The sequence below is a fragment of the Nocardia sp. CA-145437 genome, from assembly GCF_050956485.1.
In the GTDB taxonomy this organism is placed as follows: domain Bacteria; phylum Actinomycetota; class Actinomycetes; order Mycobacteriales; family Mycobacteriaceae; genus Nocardia.
The window spans coordinates 1,486,589-1,509,649 of record NZ_CP191204.1 but is presented as its reverse complement, the minus strand read 5'-3'; the positions used below and the strand labels follow the sequence as shown (position 1 = coordinate 1,509,649).

25 protein-coding genes are annotated in these 23,061 nt (G+C 68.6%); 12 read left to right on the top strand and 13 right to left on the bottom strand.

Translation table 11 applies throughout. The annotated features are described in order from the left end of the window. Window positions 1–91: 91 nt before the first annotated feature. On the top strand, window positions 92–538 hold the full coding sequence (locus tag ACQPYY_RS06655; RefSeq protein ID WP_379100567.1) for a DUF4189 domain-containing protein: 447 nt from the start codon (window positions 92–94) through the stop codon (window positions 536–538). Between the two features lie 95 nt (window positions 539–633). On the opposite strand, the gene acpM is transcribed toward ACQPYY_RS06655, so the two are convergent. After that, window positions 634–939, bottom strand: coding sequence for a meromycolate extension acyl carrier protein AcpM (acpM, locus tag ACQPYY_RS06650; protein WP_433593092.1), 306 nt, complete (start codon window positions 937–939; stop codon window positions 634–636). Window positions 940–1,026: 87 nt separating this feature from the next. On the opposite strand from acpM, the gene ACQPYY_RS06645 reads away from it, so the two are divergent. After that, complete coding sequence (locus tag ACQPYY_RS06645; RefSeq protein WP_433593091.1) at window positions 1,027–1,944, top strand: MerR family transcriptional regulator; 918 nt, start codon at window positions 1,027–1,029, stop codon at window positions 1,942–1,944. Between the two features lie 32 nt (window positions 1,945–1,976). On the opposite strand, the gene ACQPYY_RS06640 is transcribed toward ACQPYY_RS06645, so the two are convergent. Then, window positions 1,977–3,554 (bottom strand): carboxylesterase/lipase family protein, encoded by a 1,578-nt coding sequence (locus ACQPYY_RS06640; protein WP_433593090.1) that lies wholly within the window; start codon window positions 3,552–3,554, stop codon window positions 1,977–1,979. Window positions 3,555–3,763: 209 nt separating this feature from the next. On the opposite strand from ACQPYY_RS06640, the gene ACQPYY_RS06635 reads away from it, so the two are divergent. Further along, a complete protein-coding gene (locus tag ACQPYY_RS06635; protein WP_433593089.1) occupies window positions 3,764–4,996 on the top strand; it encodes a cytochrome P450 in 1,233 nt (410 codons plus the stop codon). Between the two features lie 124 nt (window positions 4,997–5,120). Then, window positions 5,121–5,504: a hypothetical protein gene (locus ACQPYY_RS06630; protein WP_433593088.1), complete on the top strand. Its 384-nt coding sequence runs from the start codon at window positions 5,121–5,123 to the stop codon at window positions 5,502–5,504. 62 nt (window positions 5,505–5,566) lie between these two features. Here the strand turns inward: ACQPYY_RS06630 and ACQPYY_RS06625 are convergent, their stop codons facing one another. Further along, window positions 5,567–6,028, bottom strand: coding sequence for a PaaI family thioesterase (locus tag ACQPYY_RS06625; protein WP_357288401.1), 462 nt, complete (start codon window positions 6,026–6,028; stop codon window positions 5,567–5,569). A 152-nt stretch (window positions 6,029–6,180) separates the two neighbouring features. On the opposite strand from ACQPYY_RS06625, the gene ACQPYY_RS06620 reads away from it, so the two are divergent. Together ACQPYY_RS06620 and ACQPYY_RS06615 are read left to right on the top strand one after the other, a co-directional pair. Further along, window positions 6,181–6,831, top strand: coding sequence for a GntR family transcriptional regulator (locus ACQPYY_RS06620; RefSeq protein ID WP_379100555.1), 651 nt, complete (start codon window positions 6,181–6,183; stop codon window positions 6,829–6,831). Next, window positions 6,831–8,057, top strand: coding sequence for an MFS transporter (locus tag ACQPYY_RS06615; RefSeq protein WP_433593087.1), 1,227 nt, complete (start codon window positions 6,831–6,833; stop codon window positions 8,055–8,057). Before ACQPYY_RS06620 ends, ACQPYY_RS06615 begins: the two co-directional genes overlap by 1 nt. Before the next feature lie 52 nt (window positions 8,058–8,109). On the opposite strand, the gene ACQPYY_RS06610 is transcribed toward ACQPYY_RS06615, so the two are convergent. Both ACQPYY_RS06610 and ACQPYY_RS06605 read right to left on the bottom strand, forming a co-directional pair. Further along, window positions 8,110–9,270: an acyl-CoA dehydrogenase family protein gene (locus ACQPYY_RS06610; protein WP_433593086.1), complete on the bottom strand. Its 1,161-nt coding sequence runs from the start codon at window positions 9,268–9,270 to the stop codon at window positions 8,110–8,112. A gap of 5 nt (window positions 9,271–9,275) precedes the next feature. After that, window positions 9,276–10,106, bottom strand: coding sequence for a CoA transferase (locus ACQPYY_RS06605; RefSeq protein ID WP_433594583.1), 831 nt, complete (start codon window positions 10,104–10,106; stop codon window positions 9,276–9,278). A gap of 100 nt (window positions 10,107–10,206) precedes the next feature. On the opposite strand from ACQPYY_RS06605, the gene ACQPYY_RS06600 reads away from it, so the two are divergent. Next, window positions 10,207–10,791: a TetR/AcrR family transcriptional regulator gene (locus tag ACQPYY_RS06600; protein ID WP_379100547.1), complete on the top strand. Its 585-nt coding sequence runs from the start codon at window positions 10,207–10,209 to the stop codon at window positions 10,789–10,791. A 15-nt stretch (window positions 10,792–10,806) separates the two neighbouring features. On the opposite strand, the gene ACQPYY_RS06595 is transcribed toward ACQPYY_RS06600, so the two are convergent. Beyond that, window positions 10,807–11,130 (bottom strand): rhodanese-like domain-containing protein, encoded by a 324-nt coding sequence (locus tag ACQPYY_RS06595; RefSeq protein ID WP_433593085.1) that lies wholly within the window; start codon window positions 11,128–11,130, stop codon window positions 10,807–10,809. 82 nt (window positions 11,131–11,212) lie between these two features. Between ACQPYY_RS06595 and ACQPYY_RS06590 the strand changes: the two genes are divergently transcribed. Then, on the top strand, window positions 11,213–11,677 hold the full coding sequence (locus ACQPYY_RS06590; RefSeq protein ID WP_433593084.1) for a MarR family winged helix-turn-helix transcriptional regulator: 465 nt from the start codon (window positions 11,213–11,215) through the stop codon (window positions 11,675–11,677). Between the two features lie 104 nt (window positions 11,678–11,781). Beyond that, window positions 11,782–12,774 (top strand): LLM class F420-dependent oxidoreductase, encoded by a 993-nt coding sequence (locus ACQPYY_RS06585; RefSeq protein WP_433593083.1) that lies wholly within the window; start codon window positions 11,782–11,784, stop codon window positions 12,772–12,774. Window positions 12,775–12,866: 92 nt separating this feature from the next. Here ACQPYY_RS06585 and ACQPYY_RS06580 read toward each other — a convergent pair whose 3' ends face one another. Beyond that, window positions 12,867–14,183, bottom strand: coding sequence for a family 1 glycosylhydrolase (locus tag ACQPYY_RS06580; protein WP_433594582.1), 1,317 nt, complete (start codon window positions 14,181–14,183; stop codon window positions 12,867–12,869). 67 nt (window positions 14,184–14,250) lie between these two features. Between ACQPYY_RS06580 and ACQPYY_RS06575 the strand changes: the two genes are divergently transcribed. Next, the gene (locus ACQPYY_RS06575; RefSeq protein ID WP_433593082.1) at window positions 14,251–14,832 is read left to right on the top strand and encodes a TetR/AcrR family transcriptional regulator; all 582 of its coding nucleotides are present in this window, start codon (window positions 14,251–14,253) and stop codon (window positions 14,830–14,832) included. On the opposite strand, the gene ACQPYY_RS06570 is transcribed toward ACQPYY_RS06575, so the two are convergent. From ACQPYY_RS06570 to ACQPYY_RS06560, 3 genes are read right to left on the bottom strand one after another with little or no spacing between them, the layout of a single operon-like run. Beyond that, a complete protein-coding gene (locus ACQPYY_RS06570) occupies window positions 14,829–15,527 on the bottom strand; it encodes a hypothetical protein (protein ID WP_433593081.1) in 699 nt (232 codons plus the stop codon). The two genes, ACQPYY_RS06575 and ACQPYY_RS06570, sit on opposite strands and share 4 nt — an antisense overlap. Beyond that, window positions 15,524–16,156, bottom strand: a complete 633-nt coding sequence (locus ACQPYY_RS06565) for a M20/M25/M40 family metallo-hydrolase (RefSeq protein WP_433593080.1) — start codon at window positions 16,154–16,156, stop codon at window positions 15,524–15,526. The genes ACQPYY_RS06570 and ACQPYY_RS06565 overlap by 4 nt, the downstream gene beginning before the upstream one ends. A 43-nt stretch (window positions 16,157–16,199) precedes the next feature. Next, entirely contained in the window at window positions 16,200–16,571 is a 372-nt protein-coding gene (locus ACQPYY_RS06560) for an ROK family protein (protein ID WP_433593079.1), read from the bottom strand. A 32-nt stretch (window positions 16,572–16,603) separates the two neighbouring features. Here ACQPYY_RS06560 and ACQPYY_RS06555 point away from each other — a divergent pair, with 32 nt between their 5' ends. Then, window positions 16,604–18,163 (top strand): carboxylesterase/lipase family protein, encoded by a 1,560-nt coding sequence (locus ACQPYY_RS06555; protein WP_433593078.1) that lies wholly within the window; start codon window positions 16,604–16,606, stop codon window positions 18,161–18,163. A gap of 61 nt (window positions 18,164–18,224) precedes the next feature. After that, complete coding sequence (locus ACQPYY_RS06550; protein WP_379100529.1) at window positions 18,225–18,932, top strand: hypothetical protein; 708 nt, start codon at window positions 18,225–18,227, stop codon at window positions 18,930–18,932. A gap of 75 nt (window positions 18,933–19,007) precedes the next feature. Here ACQPYY_RS06550 and ACQPYY_RS06545 read toward each other — a convergent pair whose 3' ends face one another. The 3 genes from ACQPYY_RS06545 to ACQPYY_RS06535 form a co-directional block, all read right to left on the bottom strand. After that, window positions 19,008–20,510 (bottom strand): flavin-containing monooxygenase, encoded by a 1,503-nt coding sequence (locus ACQPYY_RS06545; protein WP_433593077.1) that lies wholly within the window; start codon window positions 20,508–20,510, stop codon window positions 19,008–19,010. A 91-nt stretch (window positions 20,511–20,601) separates the two neighbouring features. Continuing rightward, a complete protein-coding gene (locus ACQPYY_RS06540; protein ID WP_379100525.1) occupies window positions 20,602–21,609 on the bottom strand; it encodes an AurF N-oxygenase family protein in 1,008 nt (335 codons plus the stop codon). A gap of 93 nt (window positions 21,610–21,702) precedes the next feature. After that, window positions 21,703–23,055, bottom strand: coding sequence for a hypothetical protein (locus tag ACQPYY_RS06535; RefSeq protein WP_433593076.1), 1,353 nt, complete (start codon window positions 23,053–23,055; stop codon window positions 21,703–21,705). Between the last annotated feature and the right edge of the window lie 6 nt (window positions 23,056–23,061).

Below are 23,061 nucleotides of genomic sequence, written 5' to 3'. Positions count from 1 at the left end.
CGAGGGTGATCGGACATGATTCTCCGATCCGAAGGATCCGATGCGGTTGTCGGGTCCGTGTCTGTACATGTGCGAAGAGGGAATGAATTAGATGAGTTTCATGGGTAAGGCCGTTGTCGCGGTGGCGGCGGTCGGTCTTGCGGCGGGGTCGGCGATCTGTGCCGGTACGGCCGATGCGGCGGGGCTGTACGGGGCGATCGCGTTCAGCCATGACGAGTGGGCTTACGGCCGAAGCGTCAACGCGCCCAGCGCGGCGGAGGCGCAGGCCGCCGCGATCGCGGACTGCGCCGAGGGCGGCACCGCTGACTGCCGGATCATGGTGACGTGGGCCAACGGTTGTGGCGCGCTCGTCTACCGCAATGACAACAGCGACTACCTGGCAGTCGGCACCGGCACGGGCCCCGACCGCGCCTCCGCTCTGCGCGACGCCTACAACAGCCTCGCCGAGATCTACCCGCAGGCGATGCTGGCCAATGTCGGCTCGGCCGACCTGTCAGCGACGGCGGTCAGCGACGTGGTGTGCACCGGTAACGCGTAGTTCGGGGTCGAAGACCGCGTGACGGTTCGGTGCCGCAGACGACTCGATCGGCTGCGACACCGAACGCCCGCGGTCAGATCAGTGGCGAATTACGCTCAATTCGCCTGGCCTTCCTTGTATTTCGCCTCCATTTCGGCGGCGAGCTGCGGCTTCTCGGCCTCCATCTTCTGGACGTACGCGACCGCGTCACCGACGGTCCGCAGGCTCGCGAGGTCCTCGTCGGGGACCTTCACGTCGTACCTGTCCTCCAGCTGGACCGCGATCTCCACCTGCGACAGCGAATCGATTTCCAGGTCTTCGACAAAGGACTTCTCGATCGTCACCTCGGACGCATCGATTCCCGTCACCTCTTCGACGATCTCCGCGATCCCGGTGACGATTTCTTCCTGGGTACTGGCCACGAAACACTCTCCTCGATGTGACGACATAGATCCGAACAGCAGTGCCAGTACGCTAAAAGCTCCAGTGGGGTGGAGGTTCAACAGCTTGTGACGGACGACACAAAGCCCGCTGCGCGCATGAGCATCGGGGAATTGGCGCGCGACTCGGGGCTGTCGGTGCGCACGATCCGGTTCTACTGCGACGAAGGCATTCTCGAATCCCAGCGCAGCGGCGGCGGGCATCGAATGTTCGACGCCGAGAGTGCGACCGAACGGCTCCTGCTGGTGCGGCGGTTACGGGCGCTCGGACTCGGGTTGGACTCGATCACCGGCGTGCTGCACGGAGGACAATCGATGGAAGAGGCCATCGCCGCCGAAAGCGCAAAGCTCGATATCGAATTCAGGTCGCTGGCTTGGCGTCGCGCATCCGTACGAGCCATGGAGGCAGCCGCCCCGGCACAACGCTCCGAACGGCTGGCATTGCTGGCCGCGGCACAGGACGGTAATGCGTTGCACGAGTGTCTCATCCGCTTCTGGCACCGCATTCTCACGCCGATTCCGCGGTGCGACAGCGACGGCTGGGTGTGCTGGAACGTCCCCGAGCCGCCCACCGAACCATCCGTCGACGAGGTCGTCGCCTACGCCGAACTGGCCGCCCTCGCCACCGATATCGACCTGAACAACGCTGTCCGGCACCAATATTGGCGAAATCGCCCCGACCTGATCCGCGACCCGCGGGCCCTGTACCACGAGATGGGCGAGATCATGGTCGACGTCGTTCCCCTCGTAGCCGACGGCATTCCCCCGCGCTCCGGCAACGAGCTCGACCGATTCGTCACCGCCCACGCCACCGCCCGCGGCGAACGCGACACCCGGCAATTCCGCGAGCACCTCCTGCTCGACGCCACCGACTCCGACCCCCGAATTCACCGCTATTGGTCTCTGACAGACCAACTCCTCGGCCCACGAGTCACGATCGGCCGCGCCCACGACTGGCTGTACAAGGCCCTGGCCCACTCCACCTGACCGGCCTTCCGACACCGTCGTTCGATCGGCGGTTACCCGATCAGATCGTTCCAGAAGGCGCAGCGGTGGTCGGTGGTGAAGGTGTCGGAGAACTGGTTTCCGGCGGGGCGGAGGGAGAGGAAGGTGGGTGCTGTCGGGGCGTATCGGGGGATGGCGGGGAGGCCGGCCGGGTCGGGGGCGCCGGTGTTGATGAAGCGGGTCCAGTAGCGGCGGATGTCGGATTGGAGGCGGCGTTGGGGTGGGGTCATGACGCCGTCGAGTGCGAAGCCGGCTTGGACCAGGTCGAAGAGAGAGGGCAGTTCGGCGGCGTGGTAGGCGCCCATGGGGAAGGTGCTGGGTGGGGCCAGGGCGGTGCGGTCGTCGAATTCGTAGACGTAGGTGGGGTTTTGGCGGGAGAGGTCGGCGACCTGGGAGATGAGTTTGCAGACGAGTTGGTCTGTCCAGGCGCGGGTGAGGGCCAACGCGGGCTGGGAAAAGTCGGTGAGGGGATATTCGCTGATTACCCGGTCGATGTGGGGTGGGGTCAGGTCGGGGATCTTGGCGGCGAGGAGGCGAGGGTAGTCGGCGGGGGTCATGGCGGGGCCGAGGGGGATGCCGTATTTGATCCAGACCCAGAGGGCCACCTCGTCATGGTTGGAACCGACGAACGTGGGGATATGGGACATGCCACCGGATTTGAGGAGAGCCAGGGGGCTTTCGGGGAGGTAGGCGTTGCCGTGGACGACGTTGGTGTCGTCGGGGCCGCGGTCGACCAGGATGTCGGGTGAGAGGTTGCGGAGGCAGGTCGCGTCGTCGGTGGCGGGGCAGCCCGCGGCGGCGGCCCAGGCGTCGCCTTCTGCCTCCGCGTCGAGGAGGGATCGGCTCGCGCAGGGGCCGCTCTGGAGGATGGCGGCGTGAAAGAGGGGCGTGGAGGACGGGGTGGCCATGTGGGCGCAGATCGAGACGCCGCCAGCCGATTCGCCGTCCAGGGTGACCCGATCGGGGTCGCCGCCGAACGCGGCGATATTGCGGTGGACCCAGCGCAGGGCGGCCTGCTGGTCCATGAGGCCGTAGTCGCCGGAACCGGAACCGTCGTCCAGGGCCGAGGCGGCCAGGAAGCCGAACAGCCCGAGCCGGTAGTTGATGGTGACGACGATGACGTCCCCGTCGGGTTGGGAGACCACAGGGGCCGCGCCGTACATGCTTCCGGTGCCGGTCTGCAGGCTGCCGCCGTGAATCCACACCATGACGGGCAGGGCGCGGCCGTCGGCCGGGAGCGTCGGCGGCGTCCAGACATTGAGGTACAGGCAGTCCTCGACGGTGGTGCGCAGGCCGCCCAACCCGGTCGGCTGGGCGCAGTTCGGGCCCGCGTCGCGGGCCTCACGAACTCCGGGCCACGGCACGACCGGCTCGGGCGGCCGCCAGCGCAGCGCACCGACCGGTGGTGCGGCGTAAGGGATTCCATTGAACAGGCGATACGACGGGGTCGAGACACCGTGCAACGCACCACTATCGATGGTGACCGTGTCCGGGGCGGGTCCCGCAGAGGCCCGCGCCACCGGGCCGTTCACCGCGAAGATCACCACCAGTAGCGCCACCGCCGCGAACACCGCGCCGGATCCCCGCCTCATCCACCCCTGTTCACGCACGATCACCCGAGCCTCCTGGGCCAGCAAGCGCTGTCGCGTAGTCGTTCGATACTAGTCGGCCGGTCCAGACGGGGGTCCGAAGTCTCACGAAGCCGGGAAAACTCCTGCGTACGGGCGGGTCCGCACGGCGGATCCGTCTCACCGCGAGACGCTTGTTGACACTCGATTCAGGTCGGGACGACGGTGGCCCCATGACCCGCACCTCACCCGATGCGCTCGACGTCTTCGATCCCGCGCACATCGACGACCCCTACGCGCTGTACCGGCGGCTGCGCGAGCAATCCCCTGTCTACCGCATCCCGGGCACCGACTTCTACCTGGTGACGTCGTGGGATCTGGTGACCGAGGCCGTGAATCGAGGCGACGACTTCTCCTCGAACCTCACCGGCGCACTCCTGCGGCAGGAGGGGCAGCCGCCCGTCACCTTCGACATGGACGGCGGCGGCCAGGCCGTCCACGTCCTCGCCACCGCCGACGACCCCAGCCACCAGGCCCAGCGCAAACTTGTGCAACCCTTGCTGGCCAAGCGGATTCGCGGCCTCGGCCCCACTGTCACCGAACTGGTGGACCGGCTGTGGACCGAGGAACTGCACGGCGATCGCATCGACTGGGCGACCGGCATGGCCGACCGCCTCCCCCTGGCGCTCGTCGCCGACATCATCGGACTCCCCGACGCCGCGGTGCCGCAACTGCTCACCTGGGCCTACGACAGCACCGAGATGCTGGGCGGCGTGGTCGACTCGGACCGTTTCGTGCACCTGGTCACCGCCGCCACCGAACTCACCGGCTACCTGCACACCGAATTCGCGGCCGCCCAGCGCAACCCGGGCGACGACCTGCTCGGCGTGCTGGCCCGCGCCTGCGCGGCCGGGGAGATCACCGATGTGGTGGCCGTGCTGATCCTGGTCCAACTGGTCGGCGCGGGCGGCGAATCCACGGCGGGCCTCATCGCCAATGCCGCCCGGCTGCTGGCCGCCCGCCCCGACCTCCAGGACGAGCTGCGCGCCGAACCCGCCCTGCTGCCCGCCTTCCTGGACGAGGCGCTGCGCCTGGAATCGCCCTTCCGAGGCCATCATCGGCACGTCACCACCGATACCGCGCTGGGCGGCATCGAGATTCCCGCGGGCAGCCACCTGCTGTTGCAGTGGGGCGCCGCCAATCGCGACCCCGCCCGCTTCGACGATCCGGACACCCTCGACCTGGACCGCCGCAGCAGCGCCAACAATCTCGCCTTCGGGCGCGGCATCCACTTCTGCGTCGGCTCGGCGCTGGCCAAGCTGGAGGCCACCGCCGCGCTCACCGCCCTGCTGGAACGCACCACCGCGTTCACCCTCGTCGAAGACGCCCCGCCGCAGTGGTTTCCGAGCATCTTCGTGCGCCGCCATCGCACCCTGCCGCTGCGCCTGCACATCCGAAACACGTGACCCCGCGGACTCGCCCGGATTCTTCCGCGCGTCCGCCGCGTGCCGGGGGCGCGGTCACGGCATGATCGTCGTCGATCGATCAGGGGGAATCCACAGCTGTGACCACAGGAAAGGGGTTTTGTTCGTGAAGACCGTCTACGTCCGCCGCATCACCCTGGCGGCAACCGCGTGTGCCCTGTCCGGTGCGCTGGCCGCGCCGGCCGCCGCCGACGCCACGCCGCAGAAGATCACGCTCGACTACGCCAAGGGCCAGTGCGGCCAGACCACGCTGTTGGCGCACTCGTTCACACCCACCACGCTGGAGATCACCACCTCCAGCAACTTCACCGACGACGCCAAGATCGACATGGCCGGGACGCGCACCCCGCTGCCCGACACCTACGGCGCGGTCACCACCACCGTCGACCTGGGCACCCCGATGCCGGGCGCCATCCCGTTCGAGGTGTCGGGCTCGGACTGGCCGGGCAGCATGGGCACCGGCTGCAAGGGCTGGATCATCGTCGCCTGATCGACGGCCGACAACGACCGAGCCCCGGGAGCGATTCCCGGGGCTCGGTCGTTTGTCGCGGCCTACTTGCCGTGGGCGCGCAGCTGGTACAGCCCTTGGGTCTCGGCGACGACCACACCGTTGGCGTCGGTCACCTTCGCCGTCAGGGTGAAGTCGGCCTTGCCCTTGGCGTCGGCCTCCTCGGTGATCCGCGCGATCTCCTCCTCCGACAGCGACGCCTCGGCGCGCACATCGGTGGCGGCGGGCTTCCGGAAGAACACGTGCAGGTCCTTCACCAGCGGGAAGTACTTGGCGGTGTCGAAGCTGGAGATGGCGATCGCGCCGCCCAGGATCTCCGCGACCGTGAACAGCACACCGGCGTACATGACGCCGAAGTGATTGCCGTTGCCCTCGATGGGGACCGTGGTGGCCGCGAACCCGGGGCGCACCTCCTCGGCCCGCACCCCCATCTTGTGCGCGATCGGAATCGTGAACTCCAGACCGCCGTTCACGACCTCGTTCAGCGCGGGGGCATCGTTCGCCATGCGGACCTCCTCGTCCCAGAAGTTAATGGCAACTTACTGACGTACTGCCAACAAGGTGAATCATTCCGCGTGAGAGGGTTACCGCGCAACTCTTTCATCCCGGCCCGTGAAACCCGCCACATCCAGGCAAATCATCCCACGACCCCTCTAGTATGCAAGTCGTGTCCAAGACTTTCTCCGCCGCCGAGCGGGCCTACCGCGAAATCAAGGAACGCATACTCAGCGGCGACCTCCCCGGCGGGGAGCTGGTCAGCGAGAACGAGATGGCCGGGGAACTGGGCACCTCCCGCACCCCCGTCCGCGAGGCCTTCCTGCGGCTCGAGACCGAGGGCTGGATGCGGCTCTATCCCAAGCGCGGCGCCCTCGTGGTGCCCGTCCCCTCGCACGAGGCCGACCATGTGATCCACGCCCGCTACGTCGTGGAAACCGGTGCGGTGGACGCGCTCACCCGCATCGCCCGCGCGGGCCTGATTCCCCGGCTGCGCGAATCCCTGGACCGCCAGCGCGAACTCGCCGACGCCGGCGACCTCGAGGAATTCGCCATCGCCGACGCCGACTTCCATCGCGAATACGTGGTGGCCGCGGACAACCCGCTGCTCATCGGCTTCTACGACTCCCTGCGCGAACGGCAGCGCCGGATGAACAGCGTCGCGCTGCGACGCGGCGAGACCAACCCGCACCGCATCATCGAGCAGCACACCCGCCTCGCGGATCTGATCGACGCCGCCGACGGCGCCGGATTCGCCGAGGCCCTCGCCGAACACCTCACCGACGTGCACGGCGTCACCCCGAGGGGCCTGTGATGGCGACCCTGACCAGCCTCCACACCCGCGCCGATCGATTGGGCACCCACCCGACGGCGTGGCTCGGCGTCGCGACGGCCATCTTCGCGATCGCCTGGGGCGGCAACGAATTCACGCCCCTGCTGGTCATGTACAAGCGCGACGGACTGCCCGTCACCACCGTCGACCTGCTGCTGTTCGAATACGTGCTGGGCATCGTGCCCGCCCTGCTCATCGGCGGCCCGCTGTCGGACCGCTACGGCCGCCGCCCGCTCATGCGGCCCGCACCGTTCATCGCGGCCACCGGCTCGACGCTGCTGGCTTTCGGATCCCATTCGGTCCCCATGCTTTCCGCGGGCCGGGTGCTGTGCGGCATCGCGCTGGGCCTGGCCATGGCGGTGGGCAGCAGCTGGCTCAAGGAGCTGTCGCAGCCGCCGTTCACCGCCGACACCGCCGCAGGCACCGGGGCGCGCCGTTCGGCCATGAGCCTCACCGGCGGCTTCGGCGTCGGCGCGGGTGTGGCGGGCGTGCTGGCGCAGTGGGGTCCGTGGCCGGACTCGCTCGCCTATCTGATCAATGTGGCGCTGTGCGGCGCGGCCGCGGTGCTGCTGTTCCGCGCGCCGGAAACCATCGCGCCGCAGGTGAATCCGGGGCGGCTTCTCGACGATCTGAAGGTCCCGGTCGGTGCGCATCACCGCTTCCGGACCATCGCGCTGCCGGTGTGCCTGTGGCTGTTCACCTCGTCGGCGGCGGCGTACGCCATCATGCCGACGCTCATGATGCCCAAGGTGCACGACGCCCCGATCGCGTTCTCCGCCTTGATCACGGTGATCACCCTCGGCTGTGGTTTCGGCATCCAGTCGGTGGCGCGCAAGATCGATCGCCCCGGCTCGCTGCGCCTGCCGATGCTGGCCCTGAGCCTGGTCATCCTCGGAATGCTGCTCGCCGCAGCCGCTTCCGCCACCCTCACCCTGTGGCTGACCGTCCTGACCGCCGTCGCCCTGGGCATGGGATTCGGCAGCGGGCTGGTCGCGGGCCTGCTGGAGATCGAGCGCATGGCCCGTCCCGACGACCTGGCCGGACTGACCGCGGTGTTCTACGCGGTCAGCTACCTCGGCTTCGGCGTCCCGGCCCTGATGGCGGTCTGCCACAACGGCATCGGCGTCGGCTACCCCGCCATGTTCGGCGTCCTCGCCGCCGCCTGCGCGGCATGCCTGGCCATCGTGAGCCGGTCCCGCCCGGCCTGAGCCCGGATACCCCGGCGGCGGCCCCCCCAACCGCCCGCCGCCGGGCCCCGCCTCACAGCGAGCGGGAGATGATCTCCTTCATGATCTCGCTGGTGCCGCCGTAGATGCGGTTCACGCGAGAACCCGTGTACATGTTCGCGATCGGGTACTCCATCATGTAGCCGTAGCCGCCGAACAGCTGCAGACAGCGGTCGACCACCTTGTCGCAGGTCTCCGCGGCGAACAGCTTGGCCATGGACGCGGTCGACGGGTCGTTCTTGCCGTCGATGTACTGCTGGATCGCGTAGTCCACCAGCGTCTTGATGGCCAGCGCTTCGGTCTTGACCTCGGCCAGGGTGAAGGCGTTGTGCTGGAACTTGCCGATCGGGCGGCCGAACGCCTCACGCTCCTTGGAGTAGCGCAGGGCTTCCAGCACCGCGGCCTCGGCCAGCGCCGAACACAGGCTCGCGATGATCAGCCGCTCCCGGGCCAGCTGCTCCATGAGCTGGTAGAAGCCCAGACCTTCCTGCGCGCCCAGCAGGTTCGCCACCGGAACGCGCATGTCGGAGAAGAACAGCTCGCGGGTGTCCTGCGCGTGCTGGCCCAACTTCTCCAGCACCCGCCCGCGCTCGAAGCCCGGCAGATCCTTGGTCTCGGCCACGATGAGCGAGACACCGGCCGCGCCCTTGGACGGGTCGGTCTTGGCCACGATCACCAGCAGATCGCAGTGGGTCGCGTTGGAGATGAACGTCTTCGAGCCATTGATGACGTAGTGGTCGCCCTCGCGGATCGCGGTGGTGCGCACCGACTGCAGGTCCGATCCGGTGCCCGGCTCGGTCATGGCGATGGCCAGCACCAGGTCGCCGCTGATGATGCCCGGCAGCCACTTCGCGCGCTGCTCGTCATTGCCGTAGTTGTGGATGTAGTGCGACACGATCGGCGAGTGCACGGAGAAGCCGAACCCGTTGTCGTGGGCGTAGACCAGCTCCTCCTGGACGATGGCCTGCATGCCGTAATCGCCGCCCGCGCCGCCGAATTCCTCCGGCAGGTCCAGGCCGAGCAGGCCCGCGGCCCCGGCCTTGTTCCAGAACTCGCGGTCGACCATGTGCTGCGCGGTCCAGCGCTCGCGGTTCGGCACGGCCTCCTTGCGGAAGAACTCCGCGGCGTGCTTGCGCAGCTCGCGGTGCTGATCGGTCTCCCAGGTGGGCCGGTAGTCGGGGAACAGTTCGGACATCGGTGTCACTCTCCGTTGTTGCGTCGGATGCCGTTGAGCGGCAGGTCCTCCCGAGCCGCGATGGTCTCGAGCTCGGCGATGGTCTGGTCGGCGAACGCCTTCCGGAAGGCCTCGTGGGTCCCGTCGGCGCCGAAGGTGGCCAGCGCGCCCAGGAAGAAGTGCGGCTCCACCGCGCCCAGCGCGACGTGGCCGTCGGCGCACTCGTAGATGCCGTAGCCGGGGAACGCGCCGCCCAGTACCGCGCCGTCGCCCATGAGGCGGTAGCGCACGGCGTCGCCCGCACGGGCCGCGGCTTCTTCCAGAGCGACCCGATACGGCTGTCCCGCACCGGTTGTCGCCCGGCGCACCAGGGCGGCCAGGGCGGTGGAGACCGCGCGCTCCGCGCCGAGCATGTCGGCGATCGGGACCTTCGGCATGTGCGGCGGGGTCAGAGTGCCGTGCACCGCTTGGTAATTCAGGTCGTGGCCGGGGACCTCGGGCTCGTCGGCGTGGCCGATGATCTCGATGAGCGAGAGCTCCGGGAAGCGTTGCTGCGGTTGCGCCAGCCCGAGGCGGGCCAGGGCGGAGGGGCGCATGGAGGTGATGAGCAGGTCGGCGGTGGCCAGCAGCTCGTCGAGCTTGGCGCGGTCGGCGTCCTGCTTCACGTCGAGGGTGACGACCTGCTGGTTCGCGACCAGGTGCTCGTACCACGGCGGCGCGGCGGCGGCCAGCGGGTCACCGGTCGGCGGCTCGACCTTGATCACCTGCGCGCCCAGCTCGGCCAGCCGCGCGGCGGCGAGCGGACCGGGCAGGTTGACCGCCAGGGACACGACTTCGACTCCGGCCAGAGGCCGCAGCGTTGGTTCCTCCATATCGCGAACGATACAGTTGTACCGTGAACCGGTCAATCACATCAATTGCCGGGTACACGGCCTGGAACCGCTAAGTTGAGGGGCGATGCTGAACCCACGAGCCACCAACGAGGACCTGACCGCCAAGGCCCGCATCCGCAATGCCGCCATGGACCTGTTCGCCCAGTACGGCGACTCCCGGGTGTCACTGCGCGCGGTCGCGGCCGAGGCCGGCGTGACCCTCGGGCTGGTTCAGCACCATTTCAAGACCAAGGACGGCCTGCGCGACGCGGTCGACAAACTGGTCGTCGAATACTTCGCACAGGCCGTCGCCTCGATCCCGCCGACCGGCACCCACGCCGAGGTCGCCTCCGCCCGCGACGAAGCGGTGCGGAACATGCTGCACGCCAACCCCGCCGTGGTGAACTACATCCGCCGGTCGCTGCTCGAGCCGTCCGAGACCCGCATCCACCTGCTGGACGCGGTGGTCGAACTGACCCGCAGCGAGGTCGCCGGACTCCGCGCCGCGGGCCTGGCCTCGACCGACAAGCCGGAGTCGGACCAGATCGTCGCCGTGCTGCTGCGCCAGTTCGGCGAGCTGCTGCTGGCCCCGATGCTGGACGCGGTCTGGGAGCGGGTCTCCCCCGACAACGCCACCCGGCCCCGGCTGTCGATCACCGTCAAGGACTGAATACCCGAGGGCCGCTCAGCCTTCGACGGGCAGGCCCGCTTCGGTCCAGTCCTGAATGCCGTCGCGGTACTTGCGGATATTGGTGTAGCCGAGCCGTTCCAGCTTGGTCGCCACGTTCTGGCTATTGGGGCAGGCCGCGTTCGAGCAGTAGGTGACGATGGCGGCGTCGCGATCCGGAAGCAGGCGCGGCGCTTCGGTTTCCACATCGGCCTCGATCAGCGCGAGCGCCCCGGGCAGATGCGCCTTGGCGTAGTACGTGCCGCCGAGGGCGTCGAGCACGGTGACGGTTCCGGCGGCGATCTCCTGGGCGAGTTCCTCGCGGGTGATGAGTGCGGTCATGGGGGTTCCTTTCATGGAAATTTGTGTGCGTGTGCACGCTACTACTTAGGTGCGCGCGCACGCAACCGGTTAGGATGGGGCGGTGTCCTCCCGATCCCATCCGGCCGTGCACGCCTGGGCCGCCCTGCTCCAAGTCCACGCCCTGCTCGTGCCCGAGCTCGACGCCGAACTGCGCCGCACCACCGGGCTGCCGCTGAGCTGGTACGACGTCCTGCTGGAACTCGATGCGCCGCACCGGCTCCGGATGAGCGACCTGGGCGAGCGGGTGGTGCTCAGCCGCACCCGGGTCAGCAGGCTGGTGACCGAGATGGAGGCGCAGGGGCTGGTCCGGCGCGAAGCCAATCCCGACGACGGACGCTCGGCGTTCGTGGCCATCACCGACGAGGGCCGGCGGAGATTCCGGGAGTCGGCGCCGCACTATCTCGCGGGCATCGAACGGCGCTTCGGGGAGAAGCTGGACGCGCGCGAACTCGAGACCGTCGCGACCGCGCTGCAGAAAGTGCTGGACCCGGCCGATATCGCCGGCCCGGACGGCGGCGCACCGTAGTTCGGCGCGGGCTGTGCAGAACGGTTGCCGCCGGGCGGGGCGACGGGAACAGTGGATGCCGGAATCGATTCGATCGGACCGGATTCGAACAGAGGAGACATCTCGTGCGCTTCGGCATCTTCATCCCGCAGGGCTGGCGGCTCGACCTGGTCGGCATCGACCCGGGCGCGCACTGGGGAGTGATGCGGGACCTGGCCACGCGCGCGGATTCCGGGGACGCCTGGGAATCGCTGTGGGTCTACGACCACTTCCACACCGTCCCCGTGCCCACCGAGGAGGCCACCCACGAGGCGTGGACGCTGATGTCGGCGCTGGCCGCCAGCACCTCGCGCATCCGGCTGGGGCAGATGTGCACCGCCATCAGCTACCGGAACCCGGCCTACCTGGCCAAGGTCGCCGCCACCGTGGACCTCATCTCCGGCGGTCGCGTGGAGATGGGCATCGGCGGCGGCTGGTACGAGCACGAATGGCGCGCCTACGGGTACGGATTCCCCTCCGCCGGTGAGCGATTGGGGCGGCTCGACGAAGGTGTGCAGATCTTCAGGCAGGCCTGGACGACGGGTAAGGCGACCCTCGACGGCAAGCACTACCAGGTGGACGGCGCGATCGTGCGGCCGCTTCCCGTGCAGGAGGGCGGGATTCCGATCTGGGTCGCCGGCGGCGGCGAGAAGGTGACGCTGCGAATCGCGGCGAAGTACGCGCGGTACACCAACTTCGCGGGCGACACGGAGACCTTCGCGCAGAAGTCGGAGCTGCTGCGCGGCCATTGTGCCGCGGTCGGAACGGATTTCGACGCCATCACCCGCAGCTCCAACTTCAATACGCTGGTCGGCGCGACGGAGGCCGAGGTCGAGGACCGGCTGGCGCAGCTGGAGTCCCGCCTGGCCCCGTTCGTCGGCGTGGAGGGCGCGGCCCAGCACGTCAAGGATCTGTTCCGCAACTCCCCCGCCGTCGGCACGCCGGAGCAGATCGTCGAACGGCTCTCGCAGGTCAAGGATCTGGGGCTGGGCTACTCGATCCACTACTTCCCCGAAACCGCCTATGACACTTCGGGTCTGGAGCTGTTCGAGCGTGAGGTCATTCCGGCGCTGCGCTGAGCGGGAGTCGCTCGCCGGATCGGCCGCGCCGGGACGACACCCGATGCGCGGGCGCGGGTGTCCCGCGGCCGATCCGGCGAACCGCCGGGTGGTCAGTGCGGCAGCGTCACCGGATCGGCGCAGCTGGACGGGGCGTCGACCAGCGAGCACGTCTTGGGGTCGCGGGTCGGGTGGTAACCGGCGGGGACGCCGCCCGCGCCGGTGATCTCGGTATAGGCCGGAACCGCATCGGTCGGACGCCGGGTGAGCGCCGGGTCGGTCTTCACATCGACGGTGTACAGGCCGAATCGCGGTGTGTAGGAGCCCCATTCGTAGTTGTCGGTGAGGCTCCAGTAGTTGTAGCCGATCACGTTCATGCCGTCGGCTTTGGCGCGCTGGACCCAGTAGACGGTGTCGCGCAGGTCGTCGGCGCGGGTGTACCCGTCGGCGCGGGGCTTGCCGTCCTCGGTGGGCATACCGTTCTCCACGATGTAGAGCGGCTTGCCGGGGTACGCGCGCGAATAGTGGTCCAGCGCGTAGTAGATGCCGTCGGCCTGCAGCGGGTTCTTCCACATCTCCGAGAGCGAACCCGAGGTCATGGCGTCCGGGGACACCCCGTAGTAGTAGTCGATCCCGATGTAGTCGAGCTTGGCCGCGATCCTGCCGAGCAGCGGGCCGTTCACCAGGTCCTCGGCGGTCGGGAGGTAGGCGACATTGCTGGTGACCATGGCGCCCGGCTGCACCTGGTGGATGTAGTCGTAGATGGCGTTGTGCGCCTGCGCGATTCGATCCTGCATGATCGGCACCGAGGTCGCGGGCAGGATGCCCAGCCGGACCTCGTTGATCATGTACATGGCCGGTTCGTTGAAGGTCACCCACAGCGGGTTGCCGGAGGCGTAGCGATCCACCACCGTCCGCGCGTTCGCCATCCAGTCGTCCACCATGCCGGGGCGATTCCAGCCGCCGCGGTCGGCCTCCCAGCCCGGATACACCCAGTGGTCGATGGTCAGCATGGGCCGCATGCCGGCGGCCTCGATCGCGCCGATCACCTTGTCGTAGAAGCGAAGTCCGTCCTCGTCCCACACCCCGGGCTGGGGTTGGACGCGCGCCCATTCGATGCCGATGCGGTACACCTTCACGCCCAATTGCCTGGCGAGCTGGATATCGGATTCGAACCGGTCGTAGAAGTCGATCGAGTCGCGGTAGGTGTCCTCGGTCTTCCCGGAGGCGGCGTAGCGCGACCAATTGCTGTCCGGCGCATGGCCTTCGGACTGGAAGCCCGACGCCGCGACGCCCCAGAGGAAGTCGGGTCCGAGCGGCGCGATGTGCGTGGGCGGCTCCGGCCGCGCGAAGGCGGGGGCGCTGGTGAGGGTGAGACCGGCGGTGGCGGCCACGACGGCCAGTGCGAGGGTGCGGCGGCGTAAGCGCATGGCGAAAACCGTACTACTCACGGTTTTGACGGACAAGGAACTCTCACAATCCGCTTAGACTCGACCGGTGGCGAAACGCGGACCCTACGGAAAGGGCATCGAACGGCGGGAGCAGATCCTCGAAGCCGCCCTGAAGACCATCGCGGAACGCGGCTTCCTCGCGACCTCGGTGGCCGAACTGGCCGAGGCCGTCGGGCTGAGCCAGAGCGGACTGCTGCACTACTTCGGTTCCAAGGAGGAACTGTTCGTCGCGGTGCTGCTCAAGCGGGATCAGGTCGACGCGGCCAATCTGGGCGAGGCCACGCCCGAGGCGCTGATCCGGCTCATCCGACACAACACCCAGGTCCCCGGGCTCATCGAACTCTTCACCCACATGCAGGCCGCGGCCGCGGACCCCAACCATCCCGCGCACGAATACATGCGGCTGCACTACGAACTGGGCACCGCCGCCTTCGCCGAGCTGATCCGCGGTTTGCAACGCGACGGCAAGGTCCCGACCGCCGTCGACCCCCAGGTGATGGCGACCGCGTTCATGGCCCTGTCCGACGGTCTGCAATCGCGGTGGCTCATCGACCCGGCCGTCGATATGGAGTTCTACCTGCGGCAGTGCTGGGCCCAGTTCACCGGCGTCGAGCCCCGCACCGGCTAGCCGAGCCACGCGGCGATCGCCAGGAACACACCGATCAGCACGAACAGAATGGCCATCAGCGGAACGATGAACTTCACGTACCGGTCGTAGCGCACCTTGGCCAGCGCGATACCACCGGTGACCACCGCGGTCATGCGGTCATAGCCCAGGGCCAGGGTCAACGGGACCAGCAGGGCGTAGAAGCCCAGGGTCTCCTCGGCGAATCCCTCGATGGTGCCGGCGATCGCGAACACCACCATGATGCCCACGATCAGCAGGATCGACCGGTTGCGGAGCTTGAACGCCAGGCGTCCGATCCCGCTGTCCAGCGCGCCGGTGGCGAAGGCGACGGTGATGAACGCGCCCACCGCCAGCACGAACAGGAACACCGCGGCCGCGCCGTAGAGCGAACCGCTCAGGTCCGGGGCGACCTGCGAGGTCTTCGCGTCCTGAATGCCGTAGAGCCCGTTGACCGGAGCCAGGAACAAGTCCCGGATGCGCGCCGAGAACTCCTTGGCGTCCGCGATGCGGTGATAGGAGCCCGCGATCGGGCGGCCCTGCGCGTCCACGTCGTAGGCGCCCGGCGGAATCACGAAGGCCGCCAGCCACACCGCGAGGGTGACCCCGGCCAGGATCGTGTACGTGGACGGGAAGCCGCGCTTCTTCTTGTGCCGCACGGGCTTCGGAGCGTCCTCGATGGTCGCGGTGTCGCTCATCGGCGCATCCTGTCGGCGAAGAGCTGGAAGAACTCGGCCTCGGCCAGCGCCACATTCCGCAACTCGCTCAGCAGCACCCGCTCGTTGAACCCGTGCATATTGCATTCGGAATCCTCGACGCCGAGCATGAGCCCGGCCGGATAGTCGTCGAAGACCGACCCGTACTCCTCCTGCCCCTCGATCACCACCGTCACCCCGACCGGCGGCTTACCCCCGAACGCCCGCAACGCCCCGATATGGGCCACCACATTGGCCTTACAGTCCGCCGCGCCCCGTCCGTAGATCGCCCCGTCCTGCTCGATGGCTGTGAACGGCGGTGTGTTCCAGAGACTTTCGTCCCCCGCGGGCTGCACGTCGTAATGCCCGTACAGCAGGACGGTCGGCGCGCCCTCCGGAGCCGGGATCCGTCCGTAGACGACCGGCGAGGTATCGGGCAGATCCAGCACCCGAATCTCCCCCACGCCAGACTTCCGCAACTCCTCGGCGATCAGATCGTGCGCCCGCTGGACATTCTCCTTCGGATAGTCCGGAAACGCGATGGACGGTATCTCCACCAAGTGCCCGAGCAGTGCCTTCAACTCCGGCATGAGTCCGTCGACAGTACCGCTCAGATCCTGGCGCAGGTCCATTCCGCCATCGAATCACCACTCGGCGTCGGTTCACCGCGAATCTTCAGCGACACGCAGACTCCGCCAGCAGGCCGCCGAGGACGACTTCGTCGATGTCGAGGAGGGCGGTGATCGAGAGGATGGCCGTGCCGAGGGCGGTGGCGGCGGCGTCCATTGCCGAGAGTGCTTGGGGTTCGGACTGTCTCAGCAGGGCGAGGAGTTCGGACTGGGCGGCTTGCAGGCTCTCGTCGTGGAGTAGAGACGTGATGCCGGCGGAATCGAGGACGGCCTCGGGGCCCGCGAAGGTGACCCGGCAGCCGCGGGCGCCGCAGACGCAGCCGGGCCGGTCATGGCTACCGGGAGGCGGCCGGGCTCGCCGGCGGCGCGACCGGGTTCCAGTCGCAGCGGGCGGCCGGGTGTCAGATAAATACTTCAAGTGTTGACGTTAATTCGGGATCAGGGGTTGGCATGGGCGTGGAACGGATCGGACGACGAACTCTGCTGCTGGGAGCGGGGGCGCTGGCCTTCACGGCGGCGTGCGCGCGCGGGACGTCGGAGTCCGAGAAGCGGAAGGAGACGGTGGTCGTGACCACCGCGGCGGGAGCGGTGCGCGGGGTGCGGCGGGAGACCGGCGCCGCCTTCCTCGGCATCCCGTTCGCGCAGCCGCCGGTGGGCGCGCTGCGGTTCGCCGCGCCGGTGCCCGCCGCCGCGTGGGCCGAGGCCCGGGACTGCACCAGGTACGGTCCGACCGCTCAGGTCAAGCAGTTGTCCGAGGTGACCGCGATTCCGGAGCCGTCGATTCCCGGAGATGACATCCTCACGGTGAACGTGTTCACCCCGAAGCCGGATCCGGACGCGAAACTGCCTGTGCTGGTGTGGATTCACGGCGGCGGGTTCGTGGCGGGCAGCCCGGCCAGCCCCTGGTACGACGGCGCGGCGTTCAATCGCGACGGCGTGGTGCTGGTGTCGGTCGGGTACCGCCTGGGCATCGAAGGCTTCCTGCATCTCGACGATGCCCCCGACAATCGGGGCGTGCTGGATTGGATCGCCGCGCTGGCCTGGGTGCGCGACAATATCGCCGCGTTCGGCGGGGATCCGGGGAAGGTGACGATCGCGGGCCAGTCGGCGGGCGGCGGCGCGGTGTGGGCGCTCATGAACACCCCGTCCGCGAAAGGTCTTTTCCGCGCGGGTATTTCGGAGTCCGGCGCGGTCACCCAGCCCAATGATCGCGCCACCGCGCTGGCCATGTCGGCCCTGTTCACCAAGCGCACCGGCCTGCCCGCCACCGCCGCCGCGCTGCGGGACCTGAGCAAGTCCGGGTTGCAGGACCTCGAGGACAAGCTGCGCATGCCCGGACCCGACAGCACGGCCGCCACCCTGCTCGGCCTCGCCCCGTGGGCGGACGGCACGCTCATCCCGGCCACCAGCGGCGAGGTGCTGAAATCCGGTGCGGACCAGGATGTTCCACTCATGCTCGGCTTCACCGCCCACGAATTCAATGCCGCGCCGCTGACCGGGGAACGGCCGCCGGTCACCGACACCACGCTGCCCGGCGCCCTGGGCGCGCTCGGTTTCGACGCCTCCCGCGCCGCCGACTGGCACCTCGCCTACCCGGGGCTGTCGGCGGATCAGCTTGCGGGACAGGCCCAGAGCGATGCCGTGATCCGGATGCCGTCCTACCGGGTGGCCGAGATGCGGGCGGGCCACGGGCAACCCACCTGGCTCTACGAGTTCACCTGGACCTCGAACGCCTCCGAGTTCCAGGGCATGTCCTTTCACTGCCTCGACGTCCCGTTCGCCTTCGACCTGCTGAAGGCCCAGGGCGTGACCGCGGTGGCCGGCGAGCATCCGCCGCAGGCGCTGGCCGACGCCATACACCGGGCGTGGGTCGCGTTCATCAGCAACGCCGACCCGGGCGCCGACTGGCCCCGCTACACTCGCGACCGGCGCGAAACCATGATCTGGTCGGACGCGCCGCACGTCCAGTCCGATCCCTTCGCCGCACAGCGCCCGATCTGGCTGCGCTGAACCCGCGGGCTACCGTGGAGCAATACGCGTCGAGTCGAATGGTGGATAGGTGGGTCGGTCAATGCAGGTGAAGCGCTGGATCGCACCGGCGGCGGTGGCCGTGGCCTGCGGGCTGTCGACCGTCCCGGCCGCACAGGCCGCGCCGGGTGACACCGAGGCCGCGCTGGGCGGCGGCTCGGGCCTGGTGCTGGGCCAGGGCGGGCACACCGCCAAGTGCAGCCTGACCACCATCGGCTACGACGCCGCCGGGCGACTGGTCGGCTTCACCGCCGGACACTGCGCCGAGGCCGGTACGCCGGTGCACGGCGAGCAGTTCCCCGACGCCGGGGTGGTCGGGGTGGTCCGCGCCGCGGACGCGCAACTCGACTACGCGGTCATCGAATTCGATCCGGCCGCGGTCACCCCGCTGCGCTCGTTCGACGGCACCACCATCGCCGGGTTCGCGCCGACGCCGCCCGCCTGGAGCGTGGTGTGCCAGAACGGCCGGACCAGCGGGCACGCCTGTGGCGTGGTGTGGACGTCGAGCCCGGTGGGGCTGCTGGAGCAGGCCTGCTCCAGCTACGGCGATTCGGGCGCGCCGGTCACCATCGGTGACAGGCTGGTCGGCATGATCTCCGCGCCGCTGATCAGCGACACCCGCAATCTCCGGTTCAGCTGCACCGACGCCAACAATCCGCTGCACTCCCCCGTCATCGCCGTCGCGTTCGACACCGTGCGCGCCGCGGTCGACGCCGGCAAGGGCGTGGGCAGCGGCTTCCAGCCGGTCTAGGCCACCTCCCTCGTCCCCGGAAAACAACGAACCCGGCCGCACCCTGCACGGCCGGGTTCGAGATCCGGAATCCGATCAGGCCGAACGGGTTTCGGCCGCGACCGGAGCCGCCTTGCGGGCGCCGCGACGGAACCGCAGCACACCGTCCTCCAGCGGAGCCTTGCGCAGCATGGCGCGGTCGCGGAAGTAGTTGTTGATCACCAGCCACGGCCCCCGGGTGCCCTGACGCGGCATGACGCCGTCACCGCGCTGGATGTAGCCGGAGGTCAGCGCGCCGCCCATGAGCGACGCCTCGGACCGGTCGCCCTCCTCGGGCACCGCGACCACTTCGCTGAAACCGTTGTCGCGCATGTGGTTCAGCAGGCGGCAGAAGTACTCCGCGGCCAGGTCGGCCTTGAGGGTCCAGGAGGCGTTGGTGTAGCCGAGCACGATCATCATGTTCGGCACATTGCCCAGCAGTGCGCCCTTGTAGGCCACCAGATCCCGGGTGGCGAGCGTCTCGCCGTCCACCTCGAGGTCCGCGCCGCCGAGCATCTGCACCTTCAGACCCGTTGCGCTGACCACGATGTCGGCCTCGAGCTCCTGGCCTGAGGACAGCCGGATGCCCTTCTCGGTGAAGCTCTCGATGGTGTCGGTGACGATCGACGCCTCGCCCTTGCGCAGCACCTTGAACAGATCGCCGTTGGGCACGACACAGAGGCGCTGATCCCACGGGTTGTAGCTCGGGGTGAAGTGCTTCATGTCGATGTTCGGCCCGACCTGCGCGCGCACCGCGGCCAGCATGAGCTTGGCCGACAGCTTCGGGTTGGTGCGCGAGAGCTGGTAGCTGGCCCGCTGCAGCGCGATATTGCGCGCCCGGCCCGCCTTGTAGGCGATGGCCGCGGGCACCTTGGCGAACTTGAAACCGACCGCGACCGGGTCGTCGGCGGGCAGCGCGGCGATGTAGGTGGGCGACCGCTGCAGCATGGTGACATGCGCGGCGTCCTTGCTCATGGCCGGGATCAGGGTGATGGCGGTCGCGCCACTGCCGATCACGACCACGCGCTTGCCCTTGTAGTCGAGATCCTCGGGCCAGTGCTGCGGGTGCACGATCTGGCCGCCGAAGGTCTCCGCACCGGGGAACGCCGGCTGGTAGCCGTTGTCGTAGTCGTAGTAGCCGGTGCAGCCGACGAAGAAGTCGCTGGTGTAGGTCTCGGTCTCGCCGGTGCGCTCGTCGAGCACCTCGACGGTCCAGATGCTCTCGGCGCTGGACCAGGACGCCTTGGTGACCTTGCGGCCGAAGCGGATGTGGTCGATGACGCCGTACTCGGCGGCCGTGTCCTCGACGTACTGCCGGATGTGGGGTCCGTCGGCGAGCACCTTGGTGCCGTGCCACGGCCGGAAACCGAACCCGAAGGTGTACATGTCCGAGTCGGATCGGATACCGGGGTATTTGAACAGGTCCCAGGTGCCGCCGATGGCGGTCCGGCGCTCCAGGATCAGGTAGCTGCGCCCGGTCTTCTCCCTGGTCAGGTGGCAGGCCATGCCGATACCGGACAGGCCCGCGCCGATGATCAGTAGGTCGACATGCCGCGTCATGGGGAACTCGCTTCTGGTCGCGCCCGGACACCGGCGTCCGGGCGTACCGAGTATTACATGTTATTTACGGTAACGTCTACCACCGCTCGGGCTAGGCTGCGCGGACCTGGCCCGGCCGATCCGGCTCCGACCGGTAGCGGGTGCTCGGGCCGCCGATGCCGAGGGCGTTCCAGACCCGCTTGGACACCGGGTTCATCAGCCCGATCTTCTTGGCCAGCGACCGCACGTCACCGAAGAAGCCCGCGAACGCCTCCTTCGAGTCGGCGGACCCGAAGAACACCTCCTTGCGGACCTCGCGCGGGATGCCGAACTCCTCGAAGAAGGCGCGCGGCGGAACCAGGATCGCCCGCCCGCCGATCCACATGACGATCGGGAAGGCCAGCGACAGTACGAACTTGTCGAACGGGTTCGCCTGCGGCACATGGTGTTCCAGGAACTCGTGCGCGAAGGAGATGTGGCGGGCCTCCTCGGCGATGTGAATCGCCATGACGCCGCGCATGATCGGGTGGATGTCCTCGCCGGCGCGCAGGATCGTCTTCTGGATGTGGTCGATCGGCTCCTCGCCCGAGAGCACGGCCATGAAGAACAGATTCGGGAAGACCGAGGCCAGCGGCGGCACCAGGTAGGTGAGCTGCTTGAGGATCGTGCTCATGCCGGGCACGTCGATCCCGATGCGGTTCACCATCTCCTGGAACATCAGGGTGTGGTTGCACTCCTCGATGACCTCGTGGGTGCAGTACCGGAACTCCGGCGAGCCATTGGGCAGTTTGAAGGTGTGCTGCACCATGCCGCCGATGAGCAGGGTCTCGAACTGCAGGCCGACCTTGGCGATATTGGCCTGCCGCCACAGGCCGATGGCGATCTTGCGCGCCTCGGACTGGGCCTGATACCAGGGATGCCGGGCGAACATGTCACCGGAGACGGGCAGGATCCAGCGCTTGTCGTCGGCCTTGACCTCGAAATCGGGGTGGTCCCAATCGATATCGGTGTAGGGGTCGAAATTCTTGTCGACGGACCCCTGCGAGAGCAGCATGAGCTTGTCGGCGTACTGCCGGGCAAGCGCGACCGCGGGGTCGTCCGTCGCATGTGCTGACGTCATTGTCAGAGCCTCTTTCGGAAATGGACCTAAGTATCTGTAATCCATGGTTACGCGTACATTGGCGCCGCGTCAACAGGTACCGACCAGTAGGGTTCAGCTCCAGAAGAGAGGACGCAGTCCCCACCCCTCGAATTCGGCCCCGACCAGGTCGCGAAGGGCTTCCCGAGTCGGGAAGCGATCCGGATCCGCACCCGTGATCGCGAGGGTGACCGTGTCGCCGTCGCTCGACCAGGACAGGTTCAGGCCGACCTCCACGCGACGGAACAGATCGGTGTCGGCGGTGCAGACCACCGGCCGCATGAGCACCGAGCGGGCGCGCACCCCCGCGATGGTCGCCACGCCCTGACCGGTCTCACCGAGATTCGTGCACAGGCATTCCGGGGCCTTGGCCGTGCGGGAGAAGAAGCCCAGGACGACCTTCGGCAGCATCATCTGGACCGGCTGGAGGTGTTGCAGCGCGGGGGTGGTGGCCGGATCGGAATAGGCGCGGGCCGCCTGCTTGATGGCGGTCCGGACCTGACGCAGGTCGGTGCGCTCGCCCTTGCGGTAGGGCACGGCGATGGGCAGGCCGGTGGTGGCATTGCCGCGGGGATCGTCGAGGCCGCGCAGGGACCGCGGAATGTCGACGCGGACCTCGGCGCCGTCCTCGATACGGCCGCTGCGGCCGAGCAGGCCGACGGCGACGCCGACCATGAGGCCGTTGTCGGTGCCGTCGTGGGCGGCGGCGACGGCATTCCATTCGGCCGCATCGACTTCCACGACGAGGTCGGCGGCGGAGTGGCGATCCGGGAGCGGCAGCCGCGGTTCGGCGGGGCGCGGGTTGCGGTTGGGCTCGCGGACGTCGCGGGCCTCGATCGCGGCGCGGATACCACGCGCGGCGGCGCGCAGCTGGCCGATGGCGTCGGCGAGGTGCGCGCGCAACAGGCCGCCCGTGGGGATCGCACCCACCAGGCGGCCCGAACTCGTCGCGATATCCGGTGTGTCCCCGGCGTCCAGGCGGCGTAGCGCGTCACCCAGCGCGTAGAGCACCGCGCCGCCGTCCGCGCCCACATGCGAGGTGACCAGGGACAGCAGGGTGCCGCCGGAGGTGGTCGGCGCGGCCGACAGTCGCCACACCCGGCCGGTGACCGGGTCGAACTCCACCCTGCTCTGTTCGAAAAGCCAATCCAGGACGGCTGTTTCGGATACCGGCCGCTCTTGCACAACCAGCGGTTCCGCCGTCGCGGCCGACACCCACCACGGCCGAGCGAAGGGGACGGACGTGGTCATCACCCGCCGCGCCAGGAAACCGTGGGCGAGGTGCGCGTGCAGGCGTTCCAGCACGGCGGGATCCAGCGGTTCGTCGAAGCGCCAGGCCAGCTGATTGACCAACGCGTTGCCGTACAGGTCGTGCAGTTTCAGGAACAGGTCGTCGTCGGCGGTGAGCCGGTTCAGGACGGCGGGCATGATGGT